13 protein-coding genes and 1 pseudogene are annotated in these 17,884 nt (G+C 67.0%); 11 read left to right on the top strand and 3 right to left on the bottom strand.

Going from position 1 to position 17,884, the window contains the following annotated elements; translation table 11 throughout:
* Positions 1-96 precede the first annotated feature (96 nt).
* The 4 genes from ACZ6S0_RS39645 (at position 97) to ACZ6S0_RS39630 (ending at position 3,312) form a co-directional block, all read left to right on the top strand.
* Positions 97-795: a hypothetical protein gene (locus ACZ6S0_RS39645; protein WP_465924473.1), complete on the top strand. Its 699-nt coding sequence runs from the start codon at positions 97-99 to the stop codon at positions 793-795.
* A gap of 451 nt (positions 796-1,246) precedes the next feature.
* Positions 1,247-2,149, top strand: a complete 903-nt coding sequence (locus tag ACZ6S0_RS39640; protein ID WP_465924472.1) for a hypothetical protein — start codon at positions 1,247-1,249, stop codon at positions 2,147-2,149.
* A gap of 110 nt (positions 2,150-2,259) precedes the next feature.
* The gene (locus tag ACZ6S0_RS39635) at positions 2,260-2,508 is read left to right on the top strand and encodes a hypothetical protein (protein WP_465924471.1); all 249 of its coding nucleotides are present in this window, start codon (positions 2,260-2,262) and stop codon (positions 2,506-2,508) included.
* Between the two features lie 249 nt (positions 2,509-2,757).
* Positions 2,758-3,312: an NUDIX hydrolase gene (locus ACZ6S0_RS39630; protein ID WP_465924470.1), complete on the top strand. Its 555-nt coding sequence runs from the start codon at positions 2,758-2,760 to the stop codon at positions 3,310-3,312.
* Between the two features lie 168 nt (positions 3,313-3,480).
* Here the strand turns inward: ACZ6S0_RS39630 and ACZ6S0_RS39625 are convergent, their stop codons facing one another.
* Positions 3,481-3,669 carry a hypothetical protein gene (locus ACZ6S0_RS39625; protein WP_465924469.1) on the bottom strand — a complete coding sequence of 63 codons (189 nt, stop codon included), beginning with the start codon at positions 3,667-3,669 and terminating at the stop codon, positions 3,481-3,483.
* Positions 3,670-4,075: 406 nt separating this feature from the next.
* On the opposite strand from ACZ6S0_RS39625, the gene ACZ6S0_RS39620 reads away from it, so the two are divergent.
* The 5 genes and pseudogenes from ACZ6S0_RS39620 to ACZ6S0_RS39600 all read left to right on the top strand — a co-directional run bounded on the left by ACZ6S0_RS39620 (position 4,076) and on the right by ACZ6S0_RS39600 (position 15,123).
* Entirely contained in the window at positions 4,076-4,414 is a 339-nt protein-coding gene (locus ACZ6S0_RS39620) for a PadR family transcriptional regulator (RefSeq protein ID WP_465924468.1), read from the top strand.
* Between the two features lie 214 nt (positions 4,415-4,628).
* A complete protein-coding gene (locus ACZ6S0_RS39615) occupies positions 4,629-5,498 on the top strand; it encodes a hypothetical protein (RefSeq protein WP_465924467.1) in 870 nt (289 codons plus the stop codon).
* Positions 5,499-5,782: 284 nt separating this feature from the next.
* Positions 5,783-6,292 (top strand): annotated as a pseudogene (locus ACZ6S0_RS39610) (class I SAM-dependent methyltransferase); the annotation flags it as partial.
* A 501-nt stretch (positions 6,293-6,793) separates the two neighbouring features.
* On the top strand, positions 6,794-14,692 hold the full coding sequence (locus ACZ6S0_RS39605) for a polymorphic toxin-type HINT domain-containing protein (protein ID WP_465924466.1): 7,899 nt from the start codon (positions 6,794-6,796) through the stop codon (positions 14,690-14,692).
* The gene (locus ACZ6S0_RS39600) at positions 14,692-15,123 is read left to right on the top strand and encodes an Imm1 family immunity protein (protein WP_465924465.1); all 432 of its coding nucleotides are present in this window, start codon (positions 14,692-14,694) and stop codon (positions 15,121-15,123) included. The genes ACZ6S0_RS39605 and ACZ6S0_RS39600 overlap by 1 nt, the downstream gene beginning before the upstream one ends.
* A gap of 506 nt (positions 15,124-15,629) precedes the next feature.
* Here ACZ6S0_RS39600 and ACZ6S0_RS39595 read toward each other — a convergent pair.
* Complete coding sequence (locus ACZ6S0_RS39595) at positions 15,630-15,764, bottom strand: hypothetical protein (protein WP_465924464.1); 135 nt, start codon at positions 15,762-15,764, stop codon at positions 15,630-15,632.
* Positions 15,765-15,948: 184 nt separating this feature from the next.
* Between ACZ6S0_RS39595 and ACZ6S0_RS39590 the strand changes: the two genes are divergently transcribed.
* Complete coding sequence (locus ACZ6S0_RS39590; RefSeq protein WP_465924463.1) at positions 15,949-16,614, top strand: HNH endonuclease family protein; 666 nt, start codon at positions 15,949-15,951, stop codon at positions 16,612-16,614.
* A gap of 254 nt (positions 16,615-16,868) precedes the next feature.
* Here ACZ6S0_RS39590 and ACZ6S0_RS39585 read toward each other — a convergent pair whose 3' ends face one another.
* The gene (locus ACZ6S0_RS39585; RefSeq protein WP_465924462.1) at positions 16,869-17,009 is read right to left on the bottom strand and encodes a hypothetical protein; all 141 of its coding nucleotides are present in this window, start codon (positions 17,007-17,009) and stop codon (positions 16,869-16,871) included.
* 481 nt (positions 17,010-17,490) lie between these two features.
* On the opposite strand from ACZ6S0_RS39585, the gene ACZ6S0_RS39580 reads away from it, so the two are divergent.
* Positions 17,491-17,763, top strand: a complete 273-nt coding sequence (locus tag ACZ6S0_RS39580) for a hypothetical protein (protein WP_465924461.1) — start codon at positions 17,491-17,493, stop codon at positions 17,761-17,763.
* Positions 17,764-17,884: the final 121 nt, after the last annotated feature.

Genomic DNA, 17,884 nt, shown 5'->3' with positions numbered 1-17,884 from the left:
TAGGAGGCCAGCAAAATGAGCGGTCCAGCGATTACCGCCAACCACCCAGCTGCGTATGCAACGACTCTGGACGCCACTGCCGACATCATTGATCAGATGATCATGAGTGATCGCCTCGAATTGCTTACGTCCATGAGGAAGGGGCCGGCCGCCGCGCAGCTCGGCGCTAGCGAGTGCTGGCGGAATCTCGAAGGCGTGATCGCCTTCTTTCGTGATCATGATCTGGGCACGCCGGGCACCTGGGTGTCTCTCGTGAACGCCGGCGTCCTGGAGAGCGTGCAGCGAGGCCTCGCCATCGCGAGCGGGCGCTCAACCGACGACTTCGGTAACCCTGGGGCGACGGCCTGGGCCGACTACCTTACACGCCTCAGCCGCAAGGAACTCACCACCAGGGGCGTACACGACAGGGCATGGGGGGCGGCCAAGGAAATCAGCACGCACCACGGCGTGGCTCTTGCCGAGCGGATCAGGGGGGTCAAGCCCACCGTCGAGGAGCAGCGATTCCTCCAGGCCGCCGAGTTCTACAACTGGTGCATGCAGAATCGACCGGCGCTGACCATGATGATCAGCCTCGGCGGTCACGTGGACGCCCGCCTCCAGAGCATCGAGCCTGAGTTTGTCGATTGGTTCATCACCGTCGGCGACCAGGAGACCGCGCGCATGGGGTGTGAGATCGCCTGGCGGCTGGCCCACGCCGAACTGCGCCCCGGGGCTGGCGGCCTCTTCGGCCTGCTCGATCTGGCGCTGTCGGAGGTCCCGCTTCTGCTGGAGAGCTATCGGTCGGCGCGTTCGTGAACAGGTGGGAAGCCCTAACGCGCCGTGTTAGAGCCGAATCCCGCTGTCGCCTGCCCACCGTGCTTTCGCCTTTTCGCCAGTAGGCGCCGCCAGTGGCTGCCGCTACCCACCCCCCACAATGTAAAGGGCCTGGCTTTGAGCGCTTCAACACCCCCCGCCGGCTATGTGTCCCTGGCCCAAGATCGGCACCCAGATGTTGACACCAATCGAGGTTGGCTCAGGAACCCGCAGAAGACTTGAGAATGCCTGCGGGGACCCTGGCTGCCGCGCTGTCGAGCCAAGCCGCGGTGCGGCTTCTCGCAGGTGCCCACGCCGACTCCTATACCGGACTGAAAAGCTGAAACCTGCGGAACGGAATCACGCGAACGCCTAGCGTGGTGATGGGCAGGGCGCGATCGCGATTGCGGTCTCTAGCTCTGCGATGGCGGAACAAGGCGAATCGGGTGAGGGCATGACCTCGCATCTACAACAAGCGGAGGTTCGAGAGAAAGCGACCGCCGCGCGGTTCGGCGGGCTGGTTGTCGAGTGGGGCGGACCGCGGTTGAGCGGTGAGGAGTTCCTGCGATTTCGGGGCTATCAGCTCGTCCGGCATCTGAGGCCGCTGGGGCCAGAGCGGGAGCGTCATGGCAGGTCGTGGGAGGCGCTGCCCTCCTGGAGACGCGCCGTCGAACTCGGCGGGTTCGACCCGGACGCTCCCACGTCCAGCGAACCGGCAGAAGCCGATCGCCATGGCGAGATGCTCAGCCACTGCGTGCGCGGGGCGCTCCTGCGCCGACGCTGGCGGCCGCTGAAGACCGCTCTGGACTGTCGAACCGGCGTCGTCGACCAGGCACAGGCGATCGCCGGCGTGCTCGATCCCGCGGCCGACCTGCTGGCGGCTCTCGCCGATGCGGCCGCCTCAGGTACCTGGGACCGACGCTGGCTCTACGCCACGTTGGAGTTCACCCCGAGGTCAGGGTGCCTTCTGCAGGGCCCCTTGGGCGATCACGATTTCGTGAAGCTCTTTCTGGAGCGTTGCTGCCGTCGGGGCAGCGGCCGCTGGGCCGACCTCGGCCAGGTAGAGGCGACTTTCGCGCGGCTCGCCGAGGCCGTCGGCGCGGTCTGTCGTCGCTTCGACCTCGCCCATCACCTGCAAGAGCTTGGCGTGGAGGTCGAGCCTCGCCGGGCGGACAGGCCAGGTGCACGCCTCCAGGGCATCAGCCTGCGGCCGCTGAGCGAATGCGAGGCCGAACTGCAGAGGTTTGTTGTCCGGTTCGTGCCGGAGGTGCGCACGTGGGCGGACACGCTGACCTTGCCGGTGTGGGCGCTGCGCAGGGAGAACGCGCAGATCGCGAACCTCGGGGCCTCGATCTGACGCGATGATGCGCTCTCGAGGGCCCGGCGACGGCGGGACCGCGAGCGGTTGTGGCGGCCACGGTCCTGCTCTTTGCTCCCCCTTGCCAGCCGTCCTGCCACCGTGGGCACGTGGACCACCCGGCCGACCCCGAACACTGGCTGCAGCCCTACCGCAAGCGCGCGGCCCGACTCGCCTTTCCCGATTGGACACCCGAGCCGGACGACCAGGTCGAGCTCGACGCCCGCCTGGACGGCCCCACGGTCATCTATCTCGCCCTGACCGTGCATCGCGGCGGCAGTCCGGCCTATCACCGCACCTACAACGGCGCCGCCGCGATGGCCTTCTGGCTGCAGGTCATGAGCGAGGCCGCGGAATAGCCCGCACAGCCTCAGTGCGGCCATCCAGTGGCAGGCGCTTGGTCCAGGCTGCCGTCGTCCGCCCGGCAGCTTGGGCGGACGACGGCAAAGAGCGAGCCGGTCACGCGGGGTCGGCGGGGCTACCGGTCGGCGCCGAAGTGGAGACGGCGGGTGCGCAGAGCCGTTGGTGCGACCTGCTGCTGGGCGGCCCGCATCCATCGTTGGGCGGTGTGCCAGGGCTGAGGGCCTGCTGATCCGTAAGCTGCCGCTGTGGGTGATGTGAGCGTCGGCGAGTGGATGCAGCTCAGTGAGATGGATGGGCCGGCGGGGTTCTTAAAAGTCCGTGGCCGCCGGTACCGCTATCCGGACGGCGGCGGCGAAGGCGTGTGGGACATCCTCGAAGGCGGCGCAACCGTCGCGGTCGTCGCCCTGACCGAGGGCCAGCAGGTGGTGCTGGCCCGCCAGTACCGGCCGGGGCCGGGACGGGTTCTGCTCGAGTTGCCCGGCGGAAACGCTCGCCGGGACGAGCCGGTAGAGGTCGCGGCGGCCCGGGAATTGCTGGAGGAGACCGGCTACGAGGCGGCGAGCCTCGAGGTGGTCATGCAGACGTATCTGGCGTCGTACGCCTCGCACCGCCGCCACGCGGTCGTGGCCCGCGGGTGCCGGAAGGTCGCTGAGCCGGCCCTGGACGACGACGAGTTCGTCGAGACCGTGCTCATGCCGGTCGGCGAGTTCGTCCAGCATGTTCTCGGCGGGCAGATGACCGACACCGACATCGCCTTCGCTGGGCTGGCCGCCGCCGGATACCTGAAGCCGACCATGTAACACAGCAGTCTGACAGCGAGGGCGCCTGTCCGAGAGCGTCACGAGCACGTTCGAGATCCGGGTTCAGGATCCTGTCCAGATCTCCGACGAGCTTCCCCTGGCGGACCGCGCGGCCGTGCTGGTGATGACGCTCCCCGACCTGACACCCGACGCGGCACCTCGCCCTATTCACGGCTGTTGGTGGCACGCGCAAACCTCGGCAACCTTGCGCTCAATCTCGCTGCAGAAGCCGACGACTCTCGCGAGCCGTACCCGATTGAGCGTGCGGCGGGCGCTCAGTTCCTCGCGATGGCGCTCGATGAGTTCGACGCGGCCCTCGCCGCCGGCGTCGACTCCGATCGGGAGCCCGCTGCTCACGGGCAGCACGGGCGCTGGATCGACCGTACAGCCGAGGAGCACGCGCGGCGCCCATTGCGCCTGACGATGCTTGGTCTCGCCGACCTTGAGCAGGGCCCCGTACGGCGTTGGCGGTTTGTGAGTGGCCAGGGCGAAGGGCGAGATGGCGATGACACGCAGCGCGATCCTTCTCCCCGTGTTCGGGGCCGGTGGCGGCGAACTGCCGGGTGATCCTCCTTCCCGGAGGCTGACCGGGGTGACCTTCTACCGTGTTGCTCGCGCGGACCTGAGCGAAGGGCCTCCCTCGATATCGGGCAGAGGTGATGTTCGGTGCTATCACCTCAAAGCGTCACGCTGGGTTGCTTGGCGCCACGTTCGGTCACTATTGTGCTCGATATAGGCCTCGATGACAGGGAGGCGACCCGGTGTGACCGCACCAGTGCGCCCCATCCGACTGACCATGCCGGTACGGCTCGTGCTCGACGCGCTGCTGGCCGCCCCCGCGGAGGATCCGCCGTGGGGCTACCGCATCTGCGCCGAGACCGAGCTAGGGCCCGGCACCGTGTACCCGATCCTGGAACGCCTGGAACAGGCCGGCTGGATCATCGGTCAGTGGGAGCCGGGCACACCACAGGCACGCCCCGCCCGCCGGCTGTACACCATCACTCCCGGCGGGCAGCAGATGTACGCCGAGGCGCAGGCGCACAGCCCACGCCACGGTGCCCCGATCCGTCCCGCCTGGCTCGGCCCGGCGGGCTCCCCCTGATGAGGATGAGTGACCACCAGCTCTTCTGTCAGCTCTTCTGCGTTCGCCGAGCAACTGCATCGGCAGCGCCGGAAGGCCGTCGCAGTGCTGTGCTCGGCCGCCGCTCTATCGGCTGGCGGCGCCACCCTGCTACTCGTCAACTCTGCGGCGACGCCGTGGTTCGTCGCGGGCCAAGCTGGCCACCACGAGCGGTGTCATCACGGCGGCCGTCGCGGTGCTGGCCCTGATCCACGCAGACGCCCAGCTCCGGCCCGCGCGCACCGGCCGCATCGGCGCGCAGCCGCTGCTGCAACGGTTCCCGCCGCGGCACGTGTTCGCCTTCGGGCTGTGTGAGCTGGCCGTCCTGATCGCTGGCCCGGCCCGGCAGTTCCGCGCCGCAGAGTGGCTGGCCGACCTGCGCGAATGCGCGTCACCTCTGGAGTATGCGTGGTCGCTGGTGGGTGCGAGCCTACGTATGCGGCTGGCCGACCTGGCCGCTATGGCCAGGCGAGTGGCAGTCTGGGTGCTGAGTTCCCAGGTGCGCACCTGGGGGCTGCTCATCCCGCTCATGGTGGCCGCGCTGAACCAGGTGATGCAGTCCCAAGGATGGGGGTCGGCGCTCTGGACACTGTTCACTGTGTCCGCAGTGGTGGAACTCGTGGCTCGCCTCCGCAAGCTTTGGAACGTTCCCGTCAAGCCGTTGAAGGCGCGACTGTTCCGCAAACCCACCGGCCGACACGTCCACCATGCGGCAACACGCCGCCCCCGTGCCCTCCCCGTACGCCTGCGGCCAGGTCACCGGCCGGGTCACCGACGGCACCGCATCTCCGGCGCGACGAGCACGACGAGCCGCCATCCCCATCATCCCCCCACACCGCACACCCCCACCAGCGTCACGGCGTCCAGGACCCGGCGGCCACGGGCGAGCAGCGCGGCAGCGAGCCATGACCCCCCACCAGCGGCCGCACAGGTGGCACCGCTCTGGCCGAGGTGCTCGGCTGGCCGGGCTGACGGCTGGATCGACATCGACCTGCTGGTGTTCGTGGACGACACAGATCTTGGCGATGACGCGATGCCGGGCCGTTTGCCTTCCGATCATCGATGAGCAGCTCGCTCTCCCTGCGCACGTACTCCATCGTGTTGGTGACAAAGCCCTCAATCTGCTCTGGCAATACCGCTCGTTGGCGTGGCCACGGCGTCGTTCCAGTTTGGCTCAGTTGTGAACGGAGGCTTGGGAGAGCAGGTAGGCGAAGGTATGGCGCACGGCGTGCGGGCGGCGCACGACGAGCTGGCGGTCGGCGTCTTGGACCTGCAGTTCGTGGATGGCGCCGATCTCGCCGACGATGGTGTTGATCGAGCGCGGCGACAGCCGCCCATCGGGCCGGCGGTGTCGACGCGGTGGTGTGCAACTCGGCGATCTGGAAGACGAACACCCCGGCGGTGTTCGCCGCGGTGCACCGCGTCCTGCGACCCGGCGGCCGGTTCGTCTTCAACGTCGGCGGCGGCTTCGCCGGCGTGACCCACCCCGACGAGCAGACCGGCCGCATCGGCCCCTCGCTGAACACGCTGATCCGCCAGGTCGCCGCACGCGATTACGGCTACACCCCGCCTCGGGCGGCCGACCGGGACGGCCGCAAGCTGTCGCTGGAGACCATCACGGAGCAGCTGGCCGCCGCCGGGCTGACCATGCTCGACACTGAGGTCACGGCCCAGCACAGCACAATGGCCGAGAAGAAGGCGTGGCTGTCCATCCCTGTATTCGCCCGCCCGGACGGCGACTTCACCCACGCCCAGCGCATGGACATCCTCGCCAAGGCGTATGCCCAGACCAGCCCCGACGCACCGACAGTCACGAGCTGGCTCGTCGTCCTCGCCCAGCAGCCCGAGGCCCGACCGTGACCCAGCGGCGTTCCGGCGCCGTCTCCGCGCTCTGCGACACCGGGGCTGGCGGGCCAACCGGTGTCGCAGACTCACCGGCGGTAGCGTCGGCCACCAGTGGACGATCTTCGCAACCCAGACCCTCAGGCAGCTTCACCCCTCTGCCCGCGAGGTGGGCGGGCCTGCGGGCGACCAACTCGGCCAGCGCTGCGGCGACCGGGTCGGCGTTTCATCTTCTGGGGTCTGGGGGTCTTCCGTCCTGCCAGGGGCTGAGTTTCGAGCAGGTCCCGGTATGCAGGGGGTGGTCGAGAGGGCGATGGCCAAGCTGCTGCATTATGTTGCACTCTGCGCTTCTTTGATCACTGAAGTCGCTCTTGTCGTGTGATCTTACGAAAGTTACGCTCTGTCCGTTTGATCAGTGCTCCAGAGCCGCACGAGTCGGGATTGGCCTGCCGGGTGGGGTGGAGCGACGTTTGGCATCCCTGCGGGTGTCCCTCGTTGTGGTTCGGAGCGTGATGCTTGATGCGCCGGTTCTTTTCGCGTGCCCTTTTCTCTCGGGCGGCCGGGGTTGTTCTGGTTGCCGGTCTGCCGGGGCTTGTTTCGGTGGCGGTGATGCCGGCTTCTGCCCAAGCGGTGCAGGTCGGCGGTGTGGTCTTCGAGCAGGGGGCTGTGGTCACGCCGAGGCAGCAGCGTGGTTCTGCGGGTGTCTTATCCGGTCTGCAGCCGGCGTCGGCTGTTGCAGCGGAGCCGCAGGCGTCGCTGGATGCTCCGGTGGATGGGGCGTTGCCGCGGGACGGTGGTGGCTGGCCGCGGGATGGGCTGGAGCCGGAGCCGGCCGAGGAGGGGTTGCCTGCCGGTGTTCGGCGTGCTGAGCAGGCGGATCGTGAGACGTTGATCGCGGGCGCGCTGATCAACGATGTGTATCCCGACTCGGGGTCGCTGGTGGGTAGCGTGACTCCGCTGCTGATGGTGCGCGCCACGAAAACGGGTGGCGGTACGTGGGCCAACCTGCGATTCACGTTCAACATCTGCGAAAAGCCGGAGCCGACGGACGTCGTCATTATTCCGCCTCCGCCTCCGCCGCCGTGCTGGGACTCCGGCGCGAAGCTGGGGCAGACGACCTGGCGGGTGCCGGCGGGCACGATGCAGTGGGGCAAGCAGTACGAGTGGTGGGTGCGGGTCGTGGACCCTGACACCAGTGTCGTGGCCACGAGTGACAAGCAGGTGATCGCGACCGGGGGGCGTCAGCCGGTCAACAGCGCGCATCTGGGCGAGCGACTCGGTGACGAGGAGGAGTTCTCGCTGGTCACCGGTAACTACACCACGACGGTGATGGACGCGCGGGTGCAGGTGGCGGGCCCGGCCCTGTCGGTGGTGCGCACGTACAACAGTATGGACGCGCGCACTACCGGGATCTTCGGCGCGGGCTGGTCGACTGCCTGGGACATGAACGTGACCGCCGAGCGGGCCGGGGCGAGTGTGACCGGGTTGCTGGTCACCTATGCGAGCGGTCGCCGGGTGCGGTTCGCGGCCAAGGGTGATGGTGGCTATCAGGCGCCGCCGGGGATGAAGGACGTGCTGGCGGATGTGGAGGGCGGCGGGTGGCGGCTGAAGGACACCTCCTCGGTCACCTATGTCTTCAGCGCGGCGGGCCGCCTGCTCAGGCTGGAGGACAACCGGGGCCGGGCGCAGACGCTGGATTACAACGCCGACGGCACCTTCGATACGGTGACCGGCACGGGCGGCAGGAAGCTGCATTTCACCTGGAACGGCCCGCGGGTGGCCACGGTGTCGACCGACCCGGTGGACGGCAACGCCCAGACGTGGACCTACACCTACACGGGCGACAACCTGACGTCGGTGTGCACGCCGGCGGCCGCGCCGAACTGCACCACCTACAGCTACGGTGACGGTTCCCGGTACAAGGGCCTGGTGCTCGACTCCGAACCGGTGGGCTACTGGCGGCTGAGCGACGCCCAGTACGAGCCGGCCGCCAACCTGGGCAGCGAGGGCGGCGCCGCCATCTACAACAACATCACCGTCGGCCAGCCGGGCGCGCTGGAAGGCACCGCCGACACCGCGGCGGGCTTCACCAAGTCCACGATGATGGTGCCGTGGAACATGCTGGACCGGGCCCGTGATCAGGTCACGATCGAGGGCTGGATCAAGACCGCGCAGAACGGCGTGATCTTCTCCGCCGGCGCGTTCGGGTACGAGTTCGGCGCCACGCAGCCCGTCTTGTATGTGGGGACGGACGGCAAACTGCGGGGTCAGCTGGGGCAGGTGAGCGGCGTCGGCTATGCGCCGATCACGTCGGCTGGCCCGGTCAACGACGACCAGTGGCACCATGTGGCGCTCACCGTGGCGGGCGACAAGCAGAAGCTCTACCTCGACGGGCAGGTGGTCGGGGAGCTGAACGGCGCGCTGGTGGATGATTACCGTCAGTACGCCTATGTGGGCAGCGGCGACCGCGGCAGCTCCTGGTCCGACGTGCCCGGCGGTCAGAGCGCATCGGGCGCCTTCGCGTTCAAGGGGACGATCGACGAGTTCGCGCTCTACCGCAAGCCGCTGACGGACGCCGAGGTGCAATCCCACTGGGCGGCCCGGGCCAAGATCGGCCACAAGCTGTCCCAGGTCACGCTGCCGTCGGGCCGGATCTGGGCCAAGAACACCTACCACCAGGCCACCGACCGGCTCGTGTCGCACACCGATCAGCACGGCGGCACCTGGAAGCTCGGCACGTTCAGCATCGACTGGCTGGAGCGGCTCTACAAGATCTCCCTGACCGACCCGCGCGGCGGCACGCTGAACTACGCCTACGACGCGATGCGCAACGCGCGACCGGTATCGGTGACCGACCAGGTCGCGGCCAAGACCAGCTTCGAGTACGACACCGGCGGGTTCTCCATCAAGCAGACCGACCCGAACGGCAACGTGTGGCGCTGGTGGAACGACAAACGCGGCAACCTCATCACGACCAAGTCATGCCGCAAGGCCGACGACTGCCAGTACAGCTACTACCGCCACCACGTCAACGAGGCCGACGACCTCGACCCGCGCAACGGCAAGCTGCTGGCCTTCCGCGACGCCCGCTCTCCAGATGCGAGCAGTAACACATTCGCCACCACATGGGAGTACAACACCTACGGCCAGCAGACCAAGCATTCCGTTCCGGCCACGAATGACTTCCCCAACGGCCGCTCAACCACCGTCGCCTACACCGACGGCAGCGAACCCGCCATCGGCGGCGGCCTCACGCCGCCCGGGCTGGTCAAGACGCGCACCGACGCCAAGGGCAACGCCACCGAACTGCGCTACACCAGCAGCGGTGACCTGGCCGAGCAGACGGACCCGTCCGGGCTGGTCACCAGGTTCGGATACGACGCGCTGGGCCGCCTGACCACGCAGACTCAGATCTCCACCGCGCATCCGGATGGGGTGACGACTACCTTCACCTACGATCCCGTCGGCCGGCTCGCCACTCAGACGGCACCCGGCGTCAAGAACGAGATCACCGGCGTCACCCACACCGCGCAGACCGGCTACACCTATGACCCGGACGGCAGGACGCTCACCGCCTCCGTCAAAGACCTGACCGGTGGTGATCCGGCCCGGACCACCACGTACACCTACGACGCCTACGGCCACGAAGAGACGGTCACCGATCCCGAAGGCGGCGTGGTCCGCACCACCTGGGACAAGTTCGGCTCGCAGGACACCGTCACCGACCAGTTGGGCTCGGTGTTCGGCTACACCTACACGGCGCGCGGCGAACTGGCCACGCAGACGTTGAAGAACTGGACCGGCAGCCCGGTCAACCCTCAGCCGGCCAAAGAGATCGTGCTGGAGTCGTACGCCTACGACGGTGGCGGCCGCTTGGCCGCCCACGCCGACGCGATGGGCCGTAAGACCTCCTACACCTACTTCGGCGACGACCTGCTGTCGCAGGTGATCGCCGATGACGTCAAGCTCAACGGCGCCACCACCACCAAGGACGTCACTCTCGAGAACAACACCTACGACGCGGCGGGCAACCTCACCAAGCAGGTCACCGGCGGCGGAATCACCACCGACTTCGGCTACGACGCCGCCAGCCGGCTCACCTCGGCCACGCTTGACCCAGTGGACCTCAAGCGCAAGACCGTCTTCGGCTACGACGCCAACGATCAGACGATCAAGGAGACCCGTACCGGCGCAGCGGGCGGCACCCGTGAAGAGATCGTCTCCTACACCTACGACGCCGCCGGGATCCTGACCCGGCAGACGGTCGAGAACGGTGCCGAGGACCTGACCACCACCTGGAGCGTCGACGACCGGGGTCTGACCACTGCTGTCACCGATCCGCGTGGCAACGTCGAGAGTGCGAGCGCCGCCGACTACACCACCACCGGCAGCTACGACGCGCTCGGCCGCCTGGTCGAGATCGAGTCTCCCAGTGTGAAGATCGAGAAGGCCGGGACCGCGGCGCAGGGCCGTCCGACCACGCGGATCGGCTACAACAGCGCGGGCTGGCAGACCCAGGTGATTGATCCGGAGGGCCGCCTGTCCACCAGCGGTTTCGACCGGATGGGCCGCCTTACGTCGCTGACCGCCATGCCGTACACGCCGCCCGGCGGCGCCCAGGTGATCCCGAAGATGTTGTATGGCTATGACAAGGCAGGGCGGCTGACTACGGTCACGGACCCGCGCGGGCAGTCCACCATCACCGAGTACGACGCGCTCGGCAACCCGGTCCGGGTCACCGACCCGCCCGCAGCGTCCGGGCAACCGGCCGGGCAGTGGGTGTCGGAGTACACCTTGGCCGGGGAGGAACTGACCGCGATCGATCCGACCGGCGCGCGTATTCAGGCCACCTACGACGACCTGGGCCGGCAGATCACCGTCACCGAGATCGAACGCAAACCCGCCAGCGCCGCCTACACCACCACGCTGCACTATAACGACGCCGGCTACCTCACCAAAGAGGTCCTGCCGGGCGACCAGACCACCGACTTCACGCCGAACGCGGCCGGAGAGGTCAAATCCGTCACCGACCCGGCCCGCGACACCACCGCCTTCGCCTACGACCTGGCAGGCCGGCCGGCCAAGACCACCAACGCGCTGGGCAACGCGATGGTCGGTGACTATGACCTGGCCGGGCGCCTCACCGGGGTCAAGAGCCTGGACAGTACCGGGGCGACGGTGCGCACGGTCGGCCTGGGCTACGACCCGGCCGGCAACCAAACCCGCTTCACCTCGGGCGAGGGACGTGTCACCCGCCACAGCTACGACGCCACCAACCTCCTCACCGAGCAGGTCGAGCCGGTCTCATCGAGTGAGTCGATCACCACGAGCTTCGGCTACGACGCCACCGGCGCCCGCACCCGCCTCACCGACGGCCGCGGCAACGCCACCTGGACCGGCTACAACAGCCTCGGCCTGATCGAGACGCTCACCGAACCGGCCACCGCCGCCCACCCCGGCGCGGCCGACCGCACCTGGACCCACGTCTACGACATCGCGGGCAACGAGAGCGCGCTCCTGCAGCCGGGCGGCGTCCGCCACGACAAGGAGTACGACAACCTGGGCCGCCTCACCAAGGTCAGCGGCTCCGGCGCGGGCATCGTCGCCGAGGACAAGACCTACGGCTACGACCTGGCCGACCGCCCCACCACGGTCAGCGACCAGACACTCGAGTACAACGACCGCAGCCTGCTCACCAAGGTCACCGCGCCCACCGGCACCAGCACCGCCTACGCCTACGACGCGCTCGGCAACCCCACCCAGCGCGTCGACGTCACCGGCACCACCACCTACACCTGGGACGCCGACAACCGCCTCAGAACTGTCACTGACCCGGTCAGCGGACGCACCAACACCTACGACTACGACAAGGCCGACCGGCTCACCACCATTACCTCGGCCAACCCCGTCAACACCCAATCCTTCACCTACGACGCCCTCGACCGGCCCGAAACCCACACCCTGAAGAACAGCACCGGCGGCCAACTCGCCAAGATCACCTACGGGTGGGACAAGGACGACAACCTCACCAGCAAAACCACCGAAGGCCTGGCCGGAGCCGGCCGCAACACCTACGGCTACGACCACGCTGGCCGCCTCACCTCCTGGACCGGCCCCGACGGCACCACCACCCCCTACGAGTGGGACGCCTCCGGCAACCGCACCAAAGCCGGCGACAAAACCTACACCTACGACGAACGCAACCGCCTCACCTCAGGTGACGGCAGCACCTACACCTACACCCCGCGCGGCACCCTCGCCTCCCAGACCAAGAACGGCACCACCCGCCACCTCACCTTCGACGCCTTCGACCGGCTGATCAACGACGGCGAAGCCACCTACACCTACGACGCCTTCGACCGCATGGCCACCCGCCAGAAGGCAGGCAGCGCCCAGCAACGCTTCGTCTACGCCGGACTCGACAACGACATCATCGCCATCACCGACCAGACCGGCACCCGGCAAGCCAGCTACGGCCGCGACCCCTTCGGCGGCCTGACCAGCATCAAGGAAGGCACCGCCCCCGCCACCGGCGCCCTCACCGACCTCCACCACGACCTCGTCGGAACCTTCACCGGCACCGCCCTCGCCAGCACCACCACCTACAACCCCTTCGGCGAAGCCATCGCCCAGACCGGCACCAAACCCACGCTCGGCTACCAAAGCGAATACACCGACCCCGACACCGGCAACATCAACATGCACGCCCGCTGGTACCAACCCGGCACCGGCACCTTCACCAGCCGCGACACCTGGACCCTGGAGCCCACCCCATCGATCCAGGCCAACCGTTACACCTACGGCAACGGAAGCCCACTCGGAAATACAGATCCCTCAGGCCATTTGAATAAGTTTGATGCTGGCCGTGCCGTAACACTGCAGCCGACGGTAGCTCCCAAGAAGACCACCACCTCCAAGTCATCTGGGGCGAAGAGTGGGTTGTGGAACAAGTACGGGATCAAACCCTTCTCCCGCTATGGTGCTGCCCTCTTCGTTGTCGGCCTGGCACAAACACCTAATTATAGAGTTAAAAACTTTGACCCTAAGCGTCAGCCTGCTACGAGCCGCTACTATGACGGGGCCTGGGATAAAAAAGGGCCGCCACCGCCTAAGAGATGCCAGCCCGCCAGTAGATGCAAAGCTCAGGCCCCTCCGCCTTCCGCAAGGAGGACTCCCCAAAAATGCGTGCCAGCCTCCAGGTGCCAGAACGAGAAAGTGAAGGAGAAAGAGAAGGAGCCGGATTTCCGCTGGGGGCGGACGATAACAACAGAATGCAAAACCTGCTTCGAGGAAGGCAATCTCCCCCTCAGCGAGGACCCGTGCCCGGACATCATCGGGGCTCCATGCGCGAATGAAGATGCCATCGAGCTGGACGACGTCTCCATCGCCGACCCTGTCGGCGTCCCCGCCGACAGCACCGGCACCGGCACCATCATCCACTGCGACGACAGTTGGAGTTCCGCGGGACAGTGCATCGACAGCGCGGCCGTAGTCGACCCTGCGGGAGAACCGGCCGACACCCCTGACACCTACTACAGCGAACCGCCCCCTCCCACCATCTACTCCTGTGACGGCGCACCCAACAGCTTCGTCGCCGGCACCCGAGTGCTCATGGCCGACGGCACCACCAAAGCCATCGAAGTCATCAAGATCGGCGACCAGGTCCTCGCGGCCGACCCTGCGACTGGCCGTAGCAGCGCCGAACCGGTCACCGCACTGATCGAGGGCCAAGGCCCCAAAAACCTCGTCAAGATCACCGTAGGCGTCGACGGAAGCGCCGGAACCGCCACCGACACCGTCACCGCCACAGACAACCACCCCTTCTGGGCGCCCGTCCTGCGCCAATGGATCGATGCCGGACAGCTCCAGCCCGGCATGTGGCTACAGACCTCGGCGGGCACGCACGTCCAGGTCACCGCTGTACAGGCATGGACGGCTGTCCAGGGTGTCTACAACCTGACGGTTGATGAACTGCATACCTACCACGTTCTTGCAGGTAGCACATCAGTTCTGGTCCATAATACTGATCCGGATTGCAGTGATCTCCCGCCCTATACGGGAGGCGCGACTCACGGTCGTGGCACGGCTGCCGACGGCAGAACATATGATTTGACGAGTGGCAACAGGAAGGAGGACGCTGATTTGGTAGATTGGGTAAATGAAAAGTTGCGCGGAAACGGCGTGCTGAAGGGGAGGTCGACATCCTGGCGCGCGAGTGACGTGGAGCAAAAGTTCGCTGCGATTATGGATAGAGACGGAATCGGGAAGGCCACGCTGGACATTAACCATCCGGGAGGGCCCTGTACCGTTAGGCTGGGTTGTGACGATGTCTTGGACGGACTGCTCGGCGAGAACGAGCTTACATTGCGATGGCCAGGAGGCCCGGCGAACGGAAGGACCTATGGAGGACGTCGCTGATGAGCGCTCGCGCTGAAGCACGCTTCCTGTCAGAACATGACAGGAAGCCGGTACTACTCACTGCACCGGCAGATGTTGATGCAGTAATCGACGCACTGCTGACGGGACCGATTTACCACAATCTGGCTCAAGTTCATTCCTTGGAGCGACAGCTGCTACCTTCTGGATATCCCGATCACGAGCTTCTTGTAGGGATAGACAGGAACCTCCATATTGGCATTCTCGCGTTCATGGATGATGGCAACCTCGTCACTTCGGGATCGTTGGATACGCGAGGTGAGCCGATCTATTATATCCAGGGGCACCCGACGGAGTTTCCTGCCGAGTCGGAAATTCCGATCGACCTCGTACGTCAGGCTTTCAGGGAATTTCTACTCTCCGGTGGACAGCTTCCGACTTGTGTGGACTGGAAGAAATCTGATTTTGCGTAATAGTTCCACCTATTGTTGTCGATGTCTCTAGTTCGTATTTCGATTACGTTCTCGTAGAACACATGCGGGCTTCTGTCGTATTACTACTTCGCCGTTTGCTGCTGCATCCGAGGTTGAAACGGTCGGCGATGGATGCCGGCCAGGGACGATTCAGCGATCGCGGCCCCCTAGGGCCGTGCAAGGCACACAAGGACAAGATCAGATCACGCTCGACAGCATCAACAGGGCTCGCACGCAGGTCTCCACGGCGAGCGAGGATAACGGCGCGCTGGCGTGGCTCTGTCGGCCAGTGCGCCACCACTTGTAGCCGCCCGGGCCCGCGCGACGCGTTCGGCCCCTCGCTGGCCTCCTACCAGCCGCCCACGCGCTGCATGCCTCCCGTGCGATTGCGGAAGCCGTCGCCCACCCTCGACAGCGTCCAATCGTCTGTGCAGCTCACTCGTGTCGTCATGATCGCGAGCATGGCAGGCCCTGCGGTGCTGGGGCCAGTCCTGCGGCGATGGCCGCTATGCGGTCCCTTCTCCGTGACCTTCGTCGGCCTCGCGCAGGTTGGCCAGGTCCACGATTTCCTGGAGTTCGTGCAACTGGTAGTAGCCGGGGAAGCCGACCGCCTGCCCGTGCGCGGTAACGCGGCACCACACTTCGCCTGGCGCTGTCTTCGGTTCCCGTGCCCGCGCGAACAGCCAGTGCGCGCTGCCTGAGGACAGTGCTGCAGAGTGAGCCGTGGTTACACCGGTCTCACCTTCGCGCTAGAGACCCGCCACAACCAGCAATGATTACCTTCAGCAATCTGTCGATGGCTCAACGTGACGATTGTTGAGGGTCATGCGTTCCCCCGTACGCAAAACCACCGCCGCCCTGCTCGCCGGCACCCTAGCCGGAACGGCACTCTCCCCCACGACTGGCGCCGCCGCAGCACCCCCTCCGCTCCTGTCCGAGGCCGTCGCCGAACTACTCGTGAGCGAGGAGAGCAGGTCCGGATACCAACGCGCCAGCTTCCGCCACTGGATCGACGCCGACCACGATGGCTGCACGACCCGCTACGAGGTGCTCATCGCCGAAGCCGTCGACCCGCCACAGGTCGGCCCGGACTGCACTCTGACCGGGGGAGCGTGGTTGTCCTACTACGACGACGTGACCGTCACCGATGCGAGAGCGCTCGACATCGACCACCTCGTGCCGCTGGCGGAGGCGTGGGACTCCGGAGCATCGGCCTGGAACGCGGCGAAGCGGCAAGCATACGCCAACGATCTTGAGGACGCCCGCCACCTGGTCGCCGTCACCGCGCGCAGCAACCGGCAGAAGGCCGACCAGGACGTCGCCACCTGGCTGCCGCCCTACGAACCGGCGCGCTGCCGATACACCGCGGAGTGGGTTTCGGTCAAGCGGCGCTGGCAGTTGACCGTCGACGCCAAGGAGAAGGCTGCCCTCATAGACCTTGCTGCCACCTGCCCTGACACGTCTTTGGCCACTGACCCTGCGGCGGCCTAGCGCTACCCCGTCGCCGCGCTCGTCGCACTGCTCCGATTACGGTCGCGCCAACCCGGGTTCCAGCGCCTGTTCTATGTGCACCGCGTGATCATGGGAGGGTGATGCGTTCTACCAGGTGCCACAAACGGCCACCCTGCGGCGTGCATGTATACCACCACGGAGAGGTGCCGTAGCCCGCCACACCGTACCCTGGCTTTCAGGCGGGCCTCCTACCGGCGAGGGATCAACCGGCCGGGTAGGAGGCCCGCTCCGCCCTATTGAGCGGAACGATCGGACATGGTCCACATCAACCAGGCCAGCCAGCCGATGAACCGGACCACCGCGAGGACGGTCCGTAGCCAGCGGTGCCAGCGATGGGGCTCACGCCGATCGTCAGCAGGGTAGAGCTCCGTCATGGAGCGCACCTCCTCTCCCCGGTCGTCGGCCTTGAGGCCGTCCGCCGGATCCGAGGGGACGCCCGCGCGTGGCCGGGAGGATGAGAGGTGCCGCCCTACCCACAGGTGACCCTAGGGCATGGCGCAGCTACTCGTTGTGGGTACTCCCCCGTTCAGTTGATGTTGTGTACCACCCCTTATCAACCTTCCGCTACCAGGAGGAGAACCTCCCCTCAGCAGCCTTCACAACGCGCCCTTTCGGGTCGGCTCGGCGGCGGCAACCGACCCCAAGACAGGCGCAGCGCCCGGATCAGCTCGCGGCGCACGTCGCAGCCGTGGGCGTTCCCGCCCCATCACGGCCCTGCCTGGCTGGGCAGGCCCAGCGACTGGGCATCGCCCGCGCCGTGGCCGCCGACCCGGAGATCTTGCTGTAGGCGTTGACGCCGGCCTGCTGGGGCGCCGGGAGGAACACGGTTCTGGGCCCGATCGTGGCGGTGCGCCCTTGGGAGGGCGGCGCGATCGGCTTCGGCTCGTCGCGTTCTCCAGCGCCCAGCAACGCGAGCTCCCGGACAAACACCTCGGCCGGGTCATCGCCACGTCGGCCGTCGCGGGAAGCGTGCTGGCCGGTCCGCTGGCCGACGCGATCGGCGTCCGGACGGTGCTCGCGGGCTGCGCGGCGCTCGTCGTGGCAGGGGCGGCCGCCGCGTTCTGCGTCCGTGACGTGCGCCCCCTGTACGTGGGCACCCGCTCGGCGACACCAACCGCTGACGTGTGAACATGCTTTGGATCGCCTGTACTGCCGAGCCACGCTCCTGGTGGTGGCTGAAAGCCGTGATCGTGCCGGTAGATCACCATCGCGATGGTCATCCCACCAGCGCCACCTCTTGCCCACCGGA

The sequence above is a fragment of the Nonomuraea sp. NPDC051298 genome, assembly GCF_055586305.1.
This window is presented reverse-complemented; position numbering and strand designations above follow the sequence as displayed.